Origin of the sequence: Streptomyces sp. KM273126 (genome assembly GCF_004337435.2) — a bacterium.
Classification (GTDB): Bacteria; Actinomycetota; Actinomycetes; order Streptomycetales; family Streptomycetaceae; genus Streptomyces; species Streptomyces acidicola.
The window spans coordinates 5,116,177-5,134,521 of sequence record NZ_SJXB02000001.1; the positions used below are offsets into that span (position 1 = coordinate 5,116,177).

Below are 18,345 nucleotides of genomic sequence, written 5' to 3' on the forward strand. Positions count from 1 at the left end.
CCTCTCAGGAGCGCGTCGCGAGCCGGTCGCGGACCAGGGTGGCGAGCTCGTACGTGTCGCCGGCCGGCCGGGTCGCGAGCGGGCCCGGGGCACGGGTCCAGCGGTCCTCCAGCGCGAACCAGTCGGTCTCCCTCGGCTCCCGGCGCTCCCGCAGGGCCGCCTTCAGCTCGGTGAAGTACGTCGACCAGCGCAGCCGGTACAGCCCGCCGACCAGCCCCGCCCACTCGCGGTTGGCGTAGTCCCGCAGGCCGGCGTCCGCGCCCGCGCGGGTGCCCCACACGGTCAGCAGCGAGAGGTTGTCGTACGCGAGCCGCTCCCGTTCCTCGGCGTTCGCGCCCCAGGAGCGCGCGTCCGCCACCCAACGGCCCAGCAGGTGACGGGAGTCGGTGGCCAGCAGCCGGTCGAGGAGGTCCATCAGGGACAGCCACGCGTCGGTCAGCGCGTCGAGGCGGGCTGCGTCCTTGGTGTCGTACGCCTTCTTGATGTCGGGGAGGAGGACGCGGCTGCGGTTGGAGAGGGCCTGGCGGGCCACGTCGAGGAGGTCACGGCGGTACGCCGAGGACTTCCGCAGCTCCGGGCGCACCTTGAGCAGTTCGGTGAGCGCGGGCTCGAAGTCGGCCGGGTCGTAGCGGAGTTGTTTGGGGGACCAGCTGGCGGCCCTGACGGTCTTCAGTGACGGCCGGGCGCCGAACAGGCCGTCCGCGGCCTCGCTCCACCGGTCGGCGCGCGTGGTGCCGTACGCGGTGCGGCGCAGAACGTCCCAGGCGGCCTCGGCGTGCGGATCACGGGCGCCGTACCGGGCGTGGGCCCATTCGCTGAACCACTTCTTCAGGTCCAACTCGCCCTCACGCCATGGCAGTTCGGAGAACAGGGCGAACGCGGCCGGGTTGTTGTCCGCGGCCTCCGGCATCAGCGCGGTGCCACGCAGCTTGCTGCCGTCCTTCGTGCGCCACTTCTCGTACAGCTCGGCCCAGTCGGGGGTGTTCGCGCCGAGCGCGGTGTGGCCGCCGAAGTTCCAGATCGAACCGAAGGCGTACGGCGTGCCGCCCCAGTCGGCCTCACGGTCGGTGACCGTGGGGAAGCGGTCGGAGAGGCCGTCGACGACGAGCATGTACCGTTTGTCGACGGCGTCGACGATCGCGCGCGGCGGGTTGCGCTGCCAGCCGAGGATCACCCAGACGGCACCGGGACGGGCCTTGTGCAGGGCCCGCTCGACACCCTTCGCCGCCTCCCCGACGGGCACGTCACCGGGGTCCCCGCCCTCGTGCAGCAGGTCCATCTTGTACAGCGTCGACGGGCCGCCGAACATCTCGCCCTGCACACGGTAGAAGGCGTCCGCCACCCGGGCGAAGTGGTCCGTGCGGGGGTCCAGCCAGTCGGGGCGCGCCAGGCCCATCCACCTGCCCTGTGGGACGGTGCGCGCCCCCTGGTTGCGCTCGGCGAAACCGGGCGGGACCGTCCCGAAGTAACCGGGGAGCACGGGCGTCATGCCCAGCTCCCGCACCCGGTCCACGATCCGGCGTCCGAGAGCGGCGCGCGCGTCCAGGAGCTGCCGGGAGACGGGGTGCGGGAAGCCGGAGAGGTTCTGCAACAGCCACCACGGCTGGTGGGCCGGCCCCGGGATCCACGCCCTCAGCTCCTCGTCGTCGTACCCGAACTCCTGGAACAGCAGGTGGTAGAGAGCGTCCGCGCCCGTGTAGACGAGGATCTCGTTGTAGCCGTGCAGGGCCAGGACGTCGAGCTCGCGCTCCCAGTACGCCCAGTCGAGGTAGGCGCCCGTGTAGCCGTCGTTCGTGTCGTTGAGCGCGAAGCGGTGCGGGACGCCCGCGCGGCGGGTGACGGTGCCGTCGAGGCCCGGGAGGTCGCGGGGGAGGAGGCCCGTCTGCTCGCCGGCCCAGTTGAGGTCGGCGTACGCGACATGCCGCAGGTACCAGTTGAGGCCGGTCAGCCGGGTCGCCGGGGTGTCGCCGGAGACGGTGATACGCCCCGTGTCCCCGGACACGCGGAAGGTGTCGCGCTCACCCTCGGTGCGGAAGGTGATCTGCGACCAGTGGCGCGGCAGCAGCCGTCGGGCCGCCGCTGTCGCCGCGTCCGCTCCGCCGGGTTCTCCGCCGGGCACACCGTCCGCCGTTGTCCCCCCGGTCGGGGCACAGGCGACGGCGGCCCCGGCCGAACCGGCGGCGAGAGCGGTCAGAAGGGCACGGCGGGCGAGCGGCATGGTGCCTCCGGGGACGCGGGTGGGGGAACGCCGAGAGGAGTACCCGGCGAAACAGCCCTCCCGCACAGACACACGGCCACAAGGGGGACAACAGGGGCTGAACGGCTCAACACGCCACCTCATGAAAACCTCCTCGCGCTGCGAGAGCGCGGTCGAAGGGGCTCTCGCCAGTGCAGCGGATCCGGACACCAACAGAGGAGCAGAGGAACGTCCGGTCGGTAAGACGCCGGACGCATCCGGATGTCAGGCCCGGCCGAACGCCTGGCACGGTTGCACGGCCGGCAGACGGCCCGTGAAGAACGACGCAGGCGGCACGCCCATCAGAGCGCGGAAGTCGGCGGTCATGTGCGACTGGTCGTAGTAGCCGGTGGACACGGCGAGTTCCGCCCAGGACATGGCCGGGGAACGCCGGGTGAGGATGTGCCGTACCCGGGCGATGCGGGCGTAGTGCTTCGGTGAGACACCGACGCCCTCGGCGAACAGGTTGCGCAACTGTCGCTCACTGACGCCGAGACCGTGCGCCGACTCCCCTACGCTCTCCGGCGGACGACCGTCGTCGGGGTCCGGGGACATGGCGGCGAGCGCCCTGCGCAGCAGTGCCGCACGGGAGTCGTCGGGCGGTGCGAGCCGGCCGGGGAGGACCTCGGCCAGGTGGGGGACGACCGACTCCGGTTCCAGCGGCAGGAGGCCGGCGGCCAGACGGCGGGCGTGGGCCGAGGGGAGGTCGCCGAGCGGTATCGCCCTGCCCACCAGGTCGACCGCCGGTACGCCCAGCAGCGGTCGTGCCGTCCCCGCCCGCAGGCGCAGCTGCACACAGGAGTCCAGATGCTTGCTCGGGTGGTACGAGGCCCGGGTACGGGGGCCGATGACCAGGACGTCACGGCGGCCGCTCGGCTCGGTCCGCACCACGACCCTCGTCACCGGGTCCGGGACATGGGTGAAGGGGGCCCGTGGCGCGCCGTCAACCGAGGCCGTCGTCATGTCGACGGTGGTGATCCACGACCGGAGGACGCCGGGCACGACCGGCACCTCCCCGGCCGGACCGCCCTCGCACCCCGCCTCCGTCCCCGCCCCCGTCGCACGCGCTGCGCTGGTCATCCGTCCACGGTAGGCGCGAGGGACCCCCGGGCGGGCCCGTCAACCGTGCCGGAATTTCCTATCGTTCCGGGGCGGTGGCCCGCCACGGTGGTGAGCATGATCCTGGTTACGGGTGCCACCGGCACCATCGGCAGCGAAGTCACACGACAGCTCGCGGCGCGCGGCGCGAAGGTCCGCGCTCTGACACGGGACCCGGCCCGGGCCCGGGTGCCCTCCGGGGTGGAGGTGGTGCGCGGCGACTATCGGGAGCCCGCGACCGTCGAGCCCGCGATGGCGGGAGCCGTGGCCCTCTTCGCGGTGGGTGTCCTGGGTCCCGGGGACGCCGACACGGACGCGGCCCTGGTCGTCCTGGCACGGGCGGCCGGTGTACGCCGCATCGTGAAACTCTCCGCCATCAGCACCGGCGACCCGGCGGTGGGCCCCGTCGGCACCTGGCACGCCAAGGGTGAACAGGCCGTCCGGGACAGCGGGTTGGAGTGGACGGTCCTGAGGCCCTCGTCCTTCGCCTCCAACACGCTCGGCTGGGCGGAGGCGATCCGCTCCGGCAACCCCGTGCCCAACATGACCGGGTCCGGGACTCAGGGCGTCGTCGACCCGCGCGACGTGTCCGAGGTAGCGGTGGAAGCGCTGCTCGCGTCGCGGCACGCGGGGCGGACGTACACGCTGACCGGTCCCGAGGCGATCAGTGTCCCGGACCAGGCCGCCGTCCTCGCCGACGTCATCGGTCGCCCGGTCGGGACACACGACGTCTCCCCGGAGGAGACGCGTGAGCGACTGCTCGCGGTGGGCCTCGGCGACACCTATGTGGAGGGTGTCCTGGGAGGGAACGTGTTCGTCCGCCAGGGCGGCGGCTCGGCCGTCACCGAGGACGTGCCGGAGGTGCTGGGGCGGCGGGCACGGACGTACCGGGAGTGGGCCGAGGACCACAGGGAGGCTTTCGGGCCGGCCTGAGGCGGTGCTTGAGAGGCAGGGGCGGGCCTACGACGTCCAGCGCACTCCGGAGTCTCTGGACGCGTGGGCCCGCGGGGAGGGGCAGAGGCCGAAGGCCTTCGCGTCGGTCGTCATCGCCTCGAAGATCCCGCGCGGGTTCGCGATGAGCCTGCGCTCCTTGAGGTCCATCAGACCGCACAGCACCGAGATCTCGGCGGCCACCGTGCCGTCCGTCTTCCGGATCGTCTGCTCGATCCGGTACGTCTTGCCCTCGCCCCAGACGAACGAGCACGTCACCTCGGTCTCGTCGCCCGCGCGCAGCTCCCGCTTGTAGCGGATGGTCTGCTCCAGCACCACCGGCCCCACGCCCTTCGCCAGCAGTCCGCTCGGGCTGACGTCGGAGTGCTCCAGCATCGACCAGCGGGCGTGCTCCGCGTACTGCAGGTAGACGCTCTGGTTGAGGTGCCCCAGGGCATCGGTCTCATAACCGCGGACGGTCACCCTGATGGCATACGGCTCGGTCACTGAGCCCCCTTCTACGACGGACAGGAGAGGTTCAAGCGGTTCAATTCAACTCTCAACCCCCTTGTACCGTAGGACATTTAGCGGCCGGGCCGCCGCCTGATCGGCGGGCCTCACACCCGGCGCGGCGAGGCCAGGACGTACCGCGCTCCGGTGCGCGGCTCCCCGTGTTCGCTGACCTGCCAGCCCGCCTTCTCCAGCGTGGCCGCGCAGGCCCGCAGCGCGGTGGTGTCGGGGTCGCGCACGGCGACGGCCTCCGGCTGAGGGGTGCCCCGGACCCGGTAACCGGCCTCGTCCGTGCCCACCGCCGGACTGTGGCCCGCGGCTTCCAGCGCGAGCGCGGCGGCCTGCACCAGGTGCGTGCGCTCCCAGGCGCAGGGGCGGTCCATCCTGCCGTCGGGGTTGGTCATCCGGCGCAGCTCCAGGAGCCCCTGCCAAGCGCTGTGCACCTCACGGGTGCGGGCCGGGCCGGACGGGGGTGCCTCCTCGCCGCCGATCCGTGCCGCGAACACTCCGGAGTCCGCGGGGGCGGGGAGGGGTGGGCGCGCTCGGCTCGGCGGGCGCCTCGCGTATGCGGTGCCCGGCCGGAGTCAGGAAGTGGTCGTGCGGCGGGCGGGGGTGCCGGAAGGCGAGGCCCCGTTTGACCAGTGCGGCGAGCTGCGCCTCCGTGCCCTTCAACCGGCCCGTCACGGGGTCGGCGGTGTCGATGACCCGGCGCTGGGCGGCGGTCGGCGGTCGTGTCACGGCACACTCCTTCCCCGGGTGAGCCCCTGCGAGCCCCTGATGGAGCGTCTTCCGCTCCTCCCACCCCTGCTGCCGAGACTACGAGGAGCCTCTGACATTCCACCCGGCGACGACCGGACGCCCGTGCTCCGTGCCGAGCCGGCTGACCGTGCCCGTCCCGAGCTGGAAGAACGCGCCGCCCGACGGCGGCAGCCCCAGCCACCGCGCGGTCAGGACCCGCAGGAAGTGCCCGTGGGCCACCAGCGCCACGCTGTCCTCGGTGTCCGCCGCGGCGGCCCGCACCCTGGCCAGCATGCGGTCGGCCCGCGCCCCGACCTCCTCCGGGCTCTCCCCGGGGTGCTCGGGCGGTCCCGGTGCGACGCCGTCCGTGAACAGGAACCAGTCGGGCCGGGTGCGGTGGATCTCGGCGGTCGTGACGCCCTCGTACGCGCCGTAGTCCCACTCGCTGAGATCCGCGTCGACCCGCACGTCGTGCAGCCCCGCCAGGCCCGCCAGCTCGGCCGTCTCCCGGGCCCGTTTCAGCGGGCTGACGAAGACGGTGCCGATCCGTTCCGAGCGGAGGAGCGGCGCCACCTCGCGCGCCTGGGTCCGGCCCTCGTCGGTGAGCGGGAGGTCCGTCCAGCTCGTGTGCTGTCCGGACAGTGACCATGCGGTCGCGCCGTGCCGCACCAGAAGCAGGTCACCCATGGCCGCACTCCTCCTTTCGCCCTCCGGTCGGTGATCGACCCATGATCACCAACAGGATGCCGGGCGCCGGCATTCCCCGCCTTGGGGAACCCTTGGCAGCCCCAGGGGAACCCCGGAGGACGGGGACTCCCTGGGACGCCTACTGCCGGTACCCGCTCAGGAACCGTCCGATCCGGCTGATCGCCGCGTCCAGGTCGTCCACGTGGGGGAGCGTGAGGATGCGGAAGTGGTCGGGGGTCGGCCAGTTGAAGCCGGTGCCCTGCACGACCTGGATCTTCTCCCGCAGCAGCAGGTCCAGGACGAACTTCTCGTCGTCGTGGATCTTGTGCACGCTCGGGTCGATCCGGGGGAACGCGTACAGCGCGCCTTTGGGCTTCACACACGACACGCCCGGGATCTCGTTGAGCTTCTCCCAGGCGCGGTCGCGCTGTTCGTGGAGGCGGCCGCCGGGCGCGGTGAGGTCACGGATGGACTGGCGACCACCGAGCGCGGCCTGGATGGCGTACTGGGCCGGGGCGTTGGGACACAGCCGCATGGAGGCCAGCATCGTCAGGCCCTCCAGGTAGTCCTTGGCGTGCTGCTTGGGGCCGGTGATCACCAGCCAGCCGGAACGGAAGCCCGCCACCCGGTACGTCTTCGACAGGCCGCAGAAGGTGAGGACCACGAGGTCGGGGGCCAGGGAGGCGGCCGAGTGGTGCACGGCGTCGTCGTACAGGATCTGGTCGTAGATCTCGTCGGCGAAGACCATGAGGCCGTGGCGGCGGGCGAGGTCGAGGATGCCCTCGACGATCTCCTTCGGGTAGACCGCGCCGGTGGGGTTGTTCGGGTTGATGATGACCACGGCCTTCGTGCGGTCCGTGATCTTCGACTCCATGTCCGCCAGGTCCGGGTACCACTCCGCCTGCTCGTCGCACAGGTAGTGGACCGCCTTGCCGCCCGCGAGCGTCGTCACGGCGGTCCAGAGGGGGAAGTCCGGCGCGGGGATGAGGACCTCGTCCCCGTCCTCGACCAGCGCCTGCACGGCCATCGACACCAGCTCCGACACGCCGTTGCCGAGGAAGACGTCGTCGACGTCGACCTCCAGGCCCAGGTTCTGGTAGCGCTGGGCCACGGCACGGCGGGCGGAGAGGATGCCGCGCGAGTCCGTGTAGCCGTGCGCCTGGGGGAGCATCCGGATCATGTCCTGGAGGATCTCCTCGGGCGCCTCGAAGCCGAAGAGCGCGGGATTGCCGGTGTTCAGGCGCAGCACGCTGTGGCCCGCCTCCTCCAGCGCGTTGGCGTGCTCTATCACCGGGCCCCGGATCTCGTAACAGACCTCGCTGAGCTTGTTCGACTGCCGGAACTCCATGCGCTCTCGCCCCTCCGGTATGTGGTGTTGCTTGGTTTTACCAAGTAGCAGCTTGGAAAGTCCAACAACATGTCTACACTGCGTCGCATGTCACCTCGCCGAAGCTACGACCAGTACTGTTCCGCCGCCCGGGCACTCGACGTCGTCGGTGACCGCTGGACCCTCCTGATCGTCAGGGAACTGCTGGCCGGGCCCCGCCGCTACACCGACCTGCACGCGGACCTGCCGGGCGTCAGCACGGACGTACTCGCCTCACGGCTGAAGGACATGGAGCGCGACGGCCTGACGACCCGGCGCCGGCTGCCTCCGCCGGGCGCGGCGTACGTGTACGAACTCACAGGTCAAGGACGGGAGTTGCTGCCCGTGCTCCAGGCGCTGGGCGAGTGGGGCGCACCCCTGCTGGGTGAGCGGCGGGCCACCGACGCCGTACGGGCGCACTGGTTCGCGCTGCCGCTGTCGCGGGTGCTGCGGGACGCGGGCGCGGGCACCGGACTCGTCGAAGTGCGGCTGGACGAGGGGGAGTTCCACCTGTGGGCCGGTGCCGAGGACGGGCCGGTGTACGGGTACGGGCCGGCGCCGGAGGAGCCGGACGCCCGGCTGTCCTTCGACGCGCCGACATGCGAGGCGGTGGCCCGAGGGGAACTGAGCCTCCCGGAGGCGATGCGCGCAGGGCGGGTGGAAGTGCTGGGGGAGGGCGCACTGGCCAAGGAGTTGCGGGAGGCGTGACTGCCGCCTTGACGGGGAGCGGCCCGCCGAACCGGCAGGGTTCGGCGGGCCACCAGCGGGCCACTGACGGGGGCGCAGCCCCCAGCCGGACGGCGAAGGTCAGGCGCCCGGCGGCACCTGTGAAGGCCGTCCCGACCCCCGTGTCAGCGCGTACCCGCCGACCCCGGCGAGGGCCGCGAGCATGCCGCCCACCGCGGTCCACACCCAGCGGTCGGACCACCATCCGGAGGCCCAGCCGTCGTCGGGTTCGAGCGAGGACAGCACGGCCGTCGGCGAGTCGTCCGACCCCTCGGCCTCGTCGGACTCCTCGGTGGTCATGGCGATCCCGGGCACCAGCGGCTCCGCCAGTGAGCCGTCGACCGCCGCCGAACCGCCGATGTGCTTCGAGTCGACCTGGATCTCCGCGTTCACCGGCACACCCAGGTCGGCCGTTCCCAGGTCCGTGGCGGTCAGCCTGACGTAGTACGTCCCCGGCAGCGGGTCGTTCGCCCACTGCTCCGACCAGGCACGCACCGTGCGCAGGGTGCAGGACAGGTCGACCGACCCGGCGTCCGCCCCGGCCGAACGCGTCTGCGCTCCGTACTGGCAGGCCTGACGGCGCCGCAGCCCGTCGTACACGTCGATCTGCCAGGTGGCCGAGGACCGCGCGGAGTCCGGCAGCTTCACCGTCGCCTTCACGGTGGGCCGCCCGCCCGCGTCCGCCGGGAACGACCAGTACAGGTAGTCACCCGTGGAGGCGCTCGCGGTCGCCTTCTGCCCCTGCTCGATCTCCGTCGCCGTACGGAAGGACGTGCCCGCCTCGGTCGGCGCGTCACCGCTGTCCGAACCGTCGTCCGACGGGCTCGCGGAGGGCGAGGAGTCGGCGACGGCGGGGGACATGGTGCCGCCGAGCAGCAGGAACACACCGGCCGTCACCGCTCCGGCCGCCGTCCGCACCACGCCTGTGGTCCGTATCGTCCGCATCAGTTGGTCCTCCAGACCGCGACCCGCCAGCCCCACAGCACGCCCGCCAGGAAACCGGCCAGCACCAGCACACCCAGCAGCCACCAGCCGCGCCCGAGACCGAACGAGGCCACGTCGCTCGACCCGCCGGGCCCGTCCACGACGTCGATCGTCATTTCGAGGGGCAGCCCGGGCGTCGTCTTCACACCGGCGGCCGGGGAGAGGGAGTTGGTGACCTGGAGGCACACGGTCTCGGCCGCGGGCTTGACGTCGTCCTCCACGTCGTCGTCGAGTTCGGTCTTCGGATAGCGCAGACCCGTCGAGAGCGCGTCGGTCCGGCCGTTGCCCGCGGCCTCGCCGCGCACGATCTCCCGCCCGTGCACGGTCACCGCGCGCAGCAGCAGGCCGTACGACGGGTCGACCCGTCGGTCCGCCGCGACGCTCACCGAGGCGCGCAGCTCCTGGCCCGGCAGGACGTCCACGCGGTACCAGCGCTGCTGCCCGAACTCCTCACGGTCGGTGTAGAGGCCGGACTGAAGGGTCGGTGCCTTGGAACATGCGCCGGCGCCCTCCACGCCCTTCGGCACCACGACCGGTTCGGCGGCGCGGTCCACCAACTGGTTGACGCGGTCGGTGAGTTCGTCCGCGTGCTCCACCGAGGTGTACGTGCCGCCGGTCGCCTCGGCGATGCAGCTGAGCTGGACGCGCAGCTTCGCGTTCGGCACCAGGCCGAGCGTGTCGATGGTGAGGCCGATGCCCCTAGCCGCTATCTCGCGGGCCACCTCGCACGGGTCGAGCGGGGCGCAGGTGTCCTCGCCGTCGCTGATCAGCACGATGCGCTTGGAGCCGTTGCCGCCCTCCAGGTCGTCGGCCGCCTTGAGCAGCGCGGGACCGATCGGGGTCCAGCCGGTCGGTGTGAGCGTAGCGACCGCGGTCTTGGCCTCGGTGCGGTCGAGCGGGCCGACCGGGTAGAGCTGTGCGGTGTCCTTGCAGCCCGTCTTCCGGTCGTCACCGGGGTAGTCGGCGCCCAGGGTGCGGATGCCGAGCTGAACGTCCTCCGGGGTCGCGTCGAGCACTTCGTTGAACGCCTGCTTCGCCGCGGCCATGCGCGAGTCGCCGTCGATGTCCCGTGCCCGCATCGAGCCGCTGACGTCGAGCACGAGGTCGACCTTGGGCGGGTCCTGGGCCGTCGTCTCGTCGGCCAGGGCCGTGGTCGGGACGGCGATCCCGGCCGCCAGGGCGGCGAGCAGGGCACAGACGCCCGCCGCCAACCGTTGTCTTGTGATCATCGGCGGATCTTATTGATCCGGGGGTGCGCGCATCAAAACGACAGGTGGCCGCTCAACGCACACACACTCCCGGGGTCATGCCCCCGCGCCGTGCCCCGAGCGATCCCCCTCGCTGTCCCCGGCGCTGTCCCCGGCGCGGTTCCCCGCGTCGAACAGGCCCGCCAGACGCGCCCGGTAGAGCACCGCGATGGTGAAGCCGTCGGTGATCTCGCCGCTGCGGACCATGTCCTCCGCCTCGGCCGGCGACACGGTGATCGCCTGCCGGATCCCCTCGGCCTTCTCCAGGTCGCCGATCCGGTCGACGCGCACGGCGCACAACTGCACCTTGTGGGCAAGGAGTCCGGTGTCGGCGTGGAGCTCACCGAGGGGGATCACCTCCGTCGGGCGTGTGCCCAGTTCCTCGTCGAGTTCGCGGTCGACGTTCTCCTTCCCGGAGGCATCCGCTTCACCGAAGCCGCGAGCCACCTCCCAGTGCCAGCCCCGGGTGGAGTGCCGGTGATGCTCGACCAGCACCACGCCCCCGTCGGGGCCGAGCAGCGGCAGAACCACCACACCGGGAGTCGACCCGGGCGGCGGCAGCAGCCGGTTGTACAGGCCCGTCCGTCCGTCGGGGAAACGCACCGCATCACGCAGGTGCACGAAATAACGGTCGGCCGAGACCACACCGACGGGCACGGGCCGCAGGGCCGCCTTCAGCCGTTCCCACCGAGTGCGCCACCGGCCGCGGCCCGCCGCCTGCCGAACCGCATGCGCTCTCGTCTGTCGTCGTACCCGCCGGATCAGGGCCGGGGCCGTGAGGATCTCGATGCCGTCGGGATCGTTGAGAAACCACTCGGGCCGTTCCCGCTGCAGGGCCTTGTAGGACTTCACCGGATGCATCGCAGGGGGCGCACTAGTACTCCAGCAGATCTTCGTTGTCCTGGGTGGTCGTGGAGGCGGTGGCGCTCCGTGCCGCGTCGGTCGTCTCCTGGTAACCCGGCAGCCTCCTGACCAGGTCGTGGAACTGTGACCATTCTCGGGCACTGGCCAGTCGCACGGTGGCTATCTCCCGGGCGAACCGCTGCTCCTGCCGCCCTTCCATCCGGTTGCGCAGGATCAGTTGCACCGAACCACCCACCGACCCCGACACCGTGAGCGGGGCGACGGCGCCGGCGATCTGCCACATACCCTCGCCACTGACCGCCGTGAACACGGCGGCGCCCAGCGTGACGACCACCTCGATGACGGGGCGCCACTTCTTCGGCGTGGCCTGCCGGCGCTCCTTGGCGAGCTTCAGGATCTCCGAGTTGAGCCGGACGTAGCGGTCGAAGACCCGGCCGACGGAGTCGTGGAAGGCGCCCGGGGCGGCAGTCAGCGCGCCGAAGGCATCGACGTAGTCGTTCCAGGCGGTGCTCTGCCGCAGCTGCCAAATGTCCTGCAGCGTCAGCGCGTTCACCGCCGAAGGCGTCAGATGATCCTGGACGGCGGCGAACGCCTGCCGCCGCAGGAACGTGAGCAGCTCCTCCGGGTCCTCCACGAAGCCACCGGTGTGCCGGGCTTCGCGCGCCTCCTGCAGTGCGACGCGCCGGAGGCTGCCCGCTGGCGTGAGGGGGTAACGGTCCAGCGCGTCAGCGAGGTTGACGTTGTAGATGAGGTCCAGGAGTTGCTTGATCTCTGCGGCGAACGGCTTGTTTCCGTCGTACCTGCCCTCCGCGACGTTCGTCCCCGGTGCGGTCACGAACTCCTTGTACAGGACGTTCCGCACGACCGGCTCTCTGTGGACGCTGAGGTCGTTGCTGAACCCGACGACTTCGCCGAGCCGACTCCTGAACAGATCGGTGTCCTCCCGCGCCACGCCGACCTGGGCGGCGAGGATCTCGGTGTCCTTGGCCGTCAGCCCCTGGACCTTCTCCGTGAACGGCTGGAACAGCCTGGTCCGGGTGTGCTCCTTGTTCGCCCGGTCGTTCTCGGGGTCGTCCCAGGACATGCGCACGCACCGAACCCGGTCGCCGGACCGCATGGAGCCCAGGGTGTCCTGCCAGGCGGTGAAGCCGTCGGCCCGCACGTCCAGATGGGCGGGCGGTGCCTCGGCCGGGTGCCGTTCGTTGAGCAGGAACGGCACCAGGGCTCCCGACGCGAGTAACCGCTGGTGGGCCGTGCGGGACTGGTCGCCCCCGGTCAGATCGCAGCTGATCGCCTGGTTGTTGTAGAAGTAGGCGCGGTTGATCACTACTTGGCTGGCGTTGATCAAGCTGCGGAAGTACTCGGCCCGCACCTCCTTGAGCCGCCGTTCCCCGACCTCCTCCAGGGACTTGCCCCGGTCGATCATCTCCTTCGTGAGCTTCGCCGGAACCCACTGGTTGTCCAGCGACTGCGCGATCACGGCCCCTCGGTCCAACTGGTCAGGGCGGATCGGCGTCATCAGGGCGTCGACGCCGTCGACATCGCTCATGGAGGTGCTCCAGAATCCCTCGTACCTGCTCAGTCCTATAGACCTACACCGCTGAGCCGTGAAACAGGAGCCACATTTACGTTGTCCTGCGCGATGATTTCGTCACGGTGCGTCGTGAGGCCCCGTCGCCGGGCGGAGCGGGTTGCCGAGAGCGGCCCAGATGTCCCCGGGCCGCTCCGGGGACAGCCGCATCAGCGTCAACGCCTTCGTCGGCACCGGCTCTTCGAGCAGGGCGGCGAGATCAGGGGTGCGCGGAAGGTGCGGTACGGCCGTCTCCAGTGCTGCCCGCAGGGCCGCGCCCGAGCCCGCCACGGTCGCCAGCGCCCCGGCCACCAGTGACCCGAACAGCTTGCGTCGCAGTGTGGTCACGTCGTCCGTGACGATCCGGCCGGTCAGTTCCGGGACCGGGACACCGTGCCGGGCCAGCCGGGCCGGGCTCACCCGGATGTCGGCCAGATCGCGGTAGACGAGGCGCACGGGGGCACCCGTGGGGGACAGGACCACGAGCAGGTTCTGACCGTGCGCCTCCAGGGCCACGCCCAGGTCGAGCAGCCGGAGGCAGACCGTCAGCGCGAGACGGGTGAAGCCGGCCAGCCACGAGGGCGATCGCGGGAGACCGGTCGTCGCGAGCGCGGCCACCGGGACGACGCGCTCGCCGGCGTCCGCGTCCGCGTACACGTCCGGCGACTCGCGCACGACCGCCGACAGGTCAGGGGAACCCGTGGCGACCGCGCCAAGGGTGCGGGTGATGTGCAGCAGGCCGTCCGTGCGGACGGCGATGTGCTCCATGAAGGCCGAGACCGTCGCCGACGTCTCGATCGAGTAGACCGAGATGTCCCGCACGGCGGAGGTCAGCCGGGTGCTCAGGGCCGTCTTGACGTGTGGGCCGTCGTCGGGGAGGGCGAGCGTGCGCAGCGACATCAGCGGATGGGCGATGACCCCCTCCTCCTGGCGGGACCCCAGCACGTGGGCCGCCTGCCAGGGATGGACCGGGATCAGCACACGCCCAGCGTCACGGAACCGCTCCGGCCAGGCGCCGACCACCAGACAGTCGTCCACCGGGGCCAGCCCCAGCCGTACGAGCGGCCGGTGCTCCGGCCCGTACGCGAGCTGCTCCGCCGCCGAAAAACCGGGCCGGGACCGGCAGTTGGGGTGGAAGGGGTGACCGTCGACCACCCCCTGCTCCCACTCCCGGCTCGTCACCGGGGGCTCGGCGGGGGTCTGGTTCGCGCGGGACAGCGCCAGGGACGCCGCGCTGTGATCGAGTTCGGCCGCGAAGGCGGCACCGTGCGGGACGGCCAGCGCGGTCATGAGCCGCGCCGGACGGTCGTACGGTATGTCGTCGAGCCGCACCTCGGTGACGTACGCGGCGGGGGCGTACGGGTCCGCGGGCGGGCCGTGCAGCCGGCGGCCGTCGGCGAGGTGGAGCGTGAGACCGTCTCGGCTCCTCTCACGGCGCGTGATCCACGGCAGCGGCTCATGGGCGAGCCCCCGCCACAGCCGCGACAGCACGGCGGCCCGGGCACCGGGGAGCTCCGCCGCGTACGGCCGCGTCAGGCCGGGGCGTACGGCGTACAGCTCGGCACCGAGCGCGGCCTCGGCATCGGACGTCGGACGACGGTGCACGAGCGGGCTCCTCGGGTACGGGTGACGGCGACAGGACGGCGTACCCCTGCCCGCACGGCTTCGCCGCCAATGGTGAGGGCAGACATACTGATCAGGAGTGCATCGTATGGAGCGAATGGACCACCGTGGACGGCAACCACCCCCGTGACGACGTCGGCACCGTCGCCGATGCCCGCGCCGCCGCACCGCTGCTGAACTGCCTGCTGCGGGAGGCGGCCGAGCGCGTCGAGGCCGGCGTGTACCGGCTCCGCGCCAGCGGCCGCCTCCTCCGTGTACGAGGCACGCGCCGCCCCACGGAGCCCGAGGTGCTCACGAGCGGGTCCTGGTACCGGCTCACCCATCCCGAGCTCGTCAAACTCACCGCCGAGGAACTCCGCCTGTTCACCGGACTGTCCAATTCCGAACTGCCCGCCGAGATGCTCGACAGCCGCGACGCGGTGGCCGCCCTCCTCACCGCCCGCGCCCACGCCACGGCGCCCGCCGACCCCTACCTCCGCTCCGAACAGTCACTCGTCATCGGGCACCCCCACCACCCGGCGCCCAAGGCACGCGGCGGCGGCCCGGTCGGGGCGTGGCTGCCGTACGCGCCCGAGGCGTACGCCGCCTTCCCGCTGACGCTGCTGGGCGTGCGCGAGGACAAGGTCGTGGAGGAGGGCGACACCACGGCCCTGGACGCCCTGGGGGCGGCCCCGCCCGGCTACCGTCTGCTGCCCGCCCACCCCTGGCAGCTGGACCTCGTCGCGCAGGAGCTGGCCCCCGCCTTCGCGGACGGCCGGCTCGTCCGGCTGGGCCGCACACCCGCCCCGGTACGGCCCACGGCGGCCATCCGCACCGTGTACGCCCCGGAAGGCGACCTCTTCCTCAAGTTCAGCCTGGACGTGCGCATCACCAACGACGTGCGCCGGCTGTGGCGGCACGACCTGCTGAAGCTGCGCCGTACGGACACGGCGGTCACCGCGGCGTTCGCGGAGCTGCCGGGCGCCTGGCTGAGCGACCGCGGCTACCGGACCGCCGACTTCGCCTTCGAGGAACTCGCCGTCCTCGTCCGCGACGGCCTGCGCACCCACCTCGCCCCCGGAGCGACGCCCCTCCTCGCCGCCGCCCTCGCCGAGGGCTTCGACGGCAGCCCGCTCGACCGGATCACCGACCCGGTCGCCTGGTGGGGGGCCTACCTGCGCGCGGTCGTGACCCCGGCGCTGGGCGCGTTCCACGACCACGGAGTCGTCCTCGAAGCCCACCTCCAGAACACCGTGGTCGCCGTCGGCCCCGACGGCACACCCGTCCAGGCCCTGTTCCGCGACGCGGAGGGCGTGAAACTCGTACCGGACGTGGGCCGTGCGGCGGGCTGGGAACGCCTGGTGTACTGCCTGGTCGTCAACAACCTGCTGGAGATGGCGGAAGCCGTCGCCGAACGCCACCCGGGCCCCGACCTGTGGTCCATGGCCCGCAGGGAACTGGCGCGCCACCGGCAGATCCCCGAAATCACCGGCCTGCTCGACGCGCCCACCCTCCCCGGCAAGACGAACCTCCTGCTGCGCTGGACCTCCGCGGACGGCGCGGACGCGCGGTACCGGGCCGTGGCCAACCCGCTGCGGCAGGTGCCCAGTTGATCTGCTGCGTAGAGTTGCGGCGTGGCTGACGACGACCAGACGCACGACGACGGGGACAACGGGGACAACGGGGACAACGGGGACACCCACAACAGCGTGGGCGGAGAAGCACACATCGACACCCTCGTACAGACCAAGTACATCGGTCGGCTGTATCTGAACCAGCCGGAACAGGGACCCGCCCTGAGAACTCCGCAGCAACTCCGCCCGGACGACGGACACTTCGTGGGGCGCGAGCGGGAACAGCTCCTGCTCCTGCGGTCCGTGAGCGCCTGGGAGGACGACGAACGGCCGCTGGTGGCCACGCTGCGGGGCCTGGCCGGAGTGGGCAAGACCACCCTGGGACACCGGGTCGCGCGCACGCTGCGGAAACAGATGGGCGGGGGACAGGGGCAGGTCGGAGTCCTGTACGTCGATCTGGAGGACCACCGGCGCGACGGCGGCGTGGACGTGTCGGAAGCACTCGCCCACCTGCTCCGCGGTTTCGGACTGCGGGGCGCATGGCTCCCGACGGCCGTCGGGGAACGCGCCGACCGGTACCTGGAACTGACCCGGGACCACCGGCTCGTCGTGGTGATCGACAACGTACGGACCGGGGCCGAGGCCGTGCCCCTGCTGCCGGACTCGGAGAAGAGCGTGGCGGTCCTGGTGAGCCACGCACCGCTGTACGATCTGGCCCGCCCGGATGTCGTGGACGTACACCTGGCACCCCTCACCGACGAGGAGGCACTGCGGCTGCTGACCGAGCGGGCAGGGGGCGCGCGACTCTCCGAGGACCCGGAGACGGCCCGCCGGCTGATCCGGCTGTGTGGGGGGCTGCCCCTGCTCCTGGCCGCCGCGGCACAGCAACTGAGGCGCCACCCGCTGCGTCGACTGGTGAGGGTGTTCGACGAGTTCGGCCGTAAGCTGCGGGAGGCCGGGCTGCCCGAGACCGAGGCCGTCCTCGACACCGCCTACGACGACATGAGCGAGCGGGGGCGACTGCTGTTCCGCCTCCTCGCCACGGCACCCGACGCGCCCCTGGCCCTGGCCGCGGTCGTCGCCCTCCTCGGCGAAGACCGGAACGCGGCCGATGACGCCGTGGAGGAACTGCTCGCCGCGGGCCTTGCCGAGGTGCACGACGGTCATCTGCACCTGCACGGGCTCGTCCGCGCACACGCGGCACGGCGCGCGACCGACCAGGGCCTGAGCCCGGCGTCGGCCGCGGCGGCACGACTGCGCCTCGTCCGCTGGTACCTGCGTCAGGCACAGCTCGCCGACCTGGTGATCGCCGGAACGCGCCTGACGCTTGCCGAGCGGGCCGACGAGCTGCCGGGCGCCCCGGACGCCGGGTTCGCGGACAAGGGCCAGGCCCTGCGCTGGCTCGAATCCGAGCGCGCCGCCCTGTACGCCTGCGTACGGCTCGCGTACGAGGACAAGGCCGACACGGAGGCATGGGCCCTGTGCGAGCCGCTGTGGACGCACTACCTGGACCACCCGCACTACGAGGACGTCCTGGACGCCTTCGGCACCGCGATCCAGGCGGCCGCCCGCTCCGGACATCTCGCGGCCCTGATCCGTATGCGCTGCCAGCGCGCCCGGCCGCTGTGGGAGCAGCGCCGCTTCGCGGAGGCGGAACAGGAGCTGACCGCCGCGGTGAGCGCGGCGGAGACGCTGTCGGACGAGGAACGGGACCGCAGACTGCGGGCCTCGGCCCTGGAGTTCCGGGGCAAGCTGCACGCCGTACAGGAGCAGTGGGGAGACGCCGCCCCGTACTACGAGGAGTCCCTGAGCATCCACCGAGGGATCGGCAACGACTACGGTGTCCTGCTCCTCACCCACCTGAGCGGCCAGGCAGCCGCGGGCCTGGGTCGACTGGACCGCGCCCGCGATCTGCTGGCGAGCGCGCACGCGATGGCCGTGGCGGGTGACCGGGAGCGTATGACCGCCCGTACCGGCTTCGAGCTCGGCCGGGTGCTGGAGCGGCTGGAACGGCCTGCTGAGGCACGCGAGTTGTACGAGGCCGCGCTCGCCGGTGCGCGCCGAAGGGGCTCGACGTTCGACGAAGCGCGCATCCTGGACGCCCTGGGCGGCCTCGCCGAACGCGTCGGGGACGAGACGGCCGCTCGCGCCCATCGCGAGCGAGCCGCCGGGATCAGGGTGGCGCAGGGAGGCACGCGGAGGTGAGCACGCTC

Annotated in this window: 14 protein-coding genes and 1 pseudogene; 4 read left to right on the forward strand and 11 right to left on the reverse strand. The window is 72.0% G+C overall.

Features of this window, described 5'->3' with window-relative positions; all coding sequences use genetic code 11:
- Positions 1–4: 4 nt before the first annotated feature.
- Both E0500_RS21845 and E0500_RS21850 read right to left on the reverse strand, forming a co-directional pair.
- Positions 5–2,218, reverse strand: a complete 2,214-nt coding sequence (locus tag E0500_RS21845; RefSeq protein WP_131560658.1) for an alpha-N-acetylglucosaminidase — start codon at positions 2,216–2,218, stop codon at positions 5–7.
- Between the two features lie 243 nt (positions 2,219–2,461).
- Complete coding sequence (locus E0500_RS21850) at positions 2,462–3,316, reverse strand: helix-turn-helix domain-containing protein (RefSeq protein WP_309505112.1); 855 nt, start codon at positions 3,314–3,316, stop codon at positions 2,462–2,464.
- Positions 3,317–3,412: 96 nt separating this feature from the next.
- Here E0500_RS21850 and E0500_RS21855 point away from each other — a divergent pair, with 96 nt between their 5' ends.
- Complete coding sequence (locus E0500_RS21855; RefSeq protein WP_165934902.1) at positions 3,413–4,267, forward strand: NAD(P)H-binding protein; 855 nt, start codon at positions 3,413–3,415, stop codon at positions 4,265–4,267.
- Between the two features lie 27 nt (positions 4,268–4,294).
- Here E0500_RS21855 and E0500_RS21860 read toward each other — a convergent pair whose 3' ends face one another.
- From E0500_RS21860 to E0500_RS21875, 4 genes and pseudogenes are all read right to left on the reverse strand, one after another.
- Positions 4,295–4,771, reverse strand: a complete 477-nt coding sequence (locus E0500_RS21860; RefSeq protein ID WP_131560654.1) for a thioesterase family protein — start codon at positions 4,769–4,771, stop codon at positions 4,295–4,297.
- Positions 4,772–4,881: 110 nt separating this feature from the next.
- Positions 4,882–5,512 (reverse strand): annotated as a pseudogene (locus E0500_RS21865) (hypothetical protein).
- A 78-nt stretch (positions 5,513–5,590) separates the two neighbouring features.
- Complete coding sequence (locus E0500_RS21870) at positions 5,591–6,199, reverse strand: histidine phosphatase family protein (RefSeq protein WP_131560650.1); 609 nt, start codon at positions 6,197–6,199, stop codon at positions 5,591–5,593.
- Between the two features lie 139 nt (positions 6,200–6,338).
- Positions 6,339–7,547, reverse strand: coding sequence for a pyridoxal phosphate-dependent aminotransferase (locus tag E0500_RS21875; RefSeq protein ID WP_131560648.1), 1,209 nt, complete (start codon positions 7,545–7,547; stop codon positions 6,339–6,341).
- 87 nt (positions 7,548–7,634) lie between these two features.
- On the opposite strand from E0500_RS21875, the gene E0500_RS21880 reads away from it, so the two are divergent.
- Positions 7,635–8,273 (forward strand): helix-turn-helix domain-containing protein, encoded by a 639-nt coding sequence (locus tag E0500_RS21880; protein ID WP_131560646.1) that lies wholly within the window; start codon positions 7,635–7,637, stop codon positions 8,271–8,273.
- Positions 8,274–8,372: 99 nt separating this feature from the next.
- On the opposite strand, the gene E0500_RS21885 is transcribed toward E0500_RS21880, so the two are convergent.
- The 5 genes from E0500_RS21885 to E0500_RS21905 form a co-directional block, all read right to left on the reverse strand.
- The gene (locus tag E0500_RS21885; protein ID WP_131560644.1) at positions 8,373–9,236 is read right to left on the reverse strand and encodes a hypothetical protein; all 864 of its coding nucleotides are present in this window, start codon (positions 9,234–9,236) and stop codon (positions 8,373–8,375) included.
- Complete coding sequence (locus E0500_RS21890) at positions 9,236–10,504, reverse strand: VWA domain-containing protein (protein WP_131560643.1); 1,269 nt, start codon at positions 10,502–10,504, stop codon at positions 9,236–9,238. Before E0500_RS21890 ends, E0500_RS21885 begins: the two co-directional genes overlap by 1 nt.
- Before the next feature lie 75 nt (positions 10,505–10,579).
- A complete protein-coding gene (locus E0500_RS21895) occupies positions 10,580–11,374 on the reverse strand; it encodes an NUDIX hydrolase (RefSeq protein WP_131560641.1) in 795 nt (264 codons plus the stop codon).
- Between the two features lie 22 nt (positions 11,375–11,396).
- Positions 11,397–12,935, reverse strand: coding sequence for a hypothetical protein (locus tag E0500_RS21900; protein ID WP_131560639.1), 1,539 nt, complete (start codon positions 12,933–12,935; stop codon positions 11,397–11,399).
- A gap of 102 nt (positions 12,936–13,037) precedes the next feature.
- Positions 13,038–14,561, reverse strand: coding sequence for an IucA/IucC family protein (locus E0500_RS21905; RefSeq protein ID WP_131560637.1), 1,524 nt, complete (start codon positions 14,559–14,561; stop codon positions 13,038–13,040).
- Positions 14,562–14,686: 125 nt separating this feature from the next.
- Here E0500_RS21905 and E0500_RS21910 point away from each other — a divergent pair, with 125 nt between their 5' ends.
- Together E0500_RS21910 and E0500_RS21915 are read left to right on the forward strand one after the other, a co-directional pair.
- Complete coding sequence (locus E0500_RS21910; protein WP_131560635.1) at positions 14,687–16,171, forward strand: IucA/IucC family protein; 1,485 nt, start codon at positions 14,687–14,689, stop codon at positions 16,169–16,171.
- Positions 16,172–16,192: 21 nt separating this feature from the next.
- Positions 16,193–18,337, forward strand: a complete 2,145-nt coding sequence (locus tag E0500_RS21915; RefSeq protein WP_309505113.1) for an NB-ARC domain-containing protein — start codon at positions 16,193–16,195, stop codon at positions 18,335–18,337.
- The last annotated feature ends 8 nt before the right edge of the window (positions 18,338–18,345 follow it).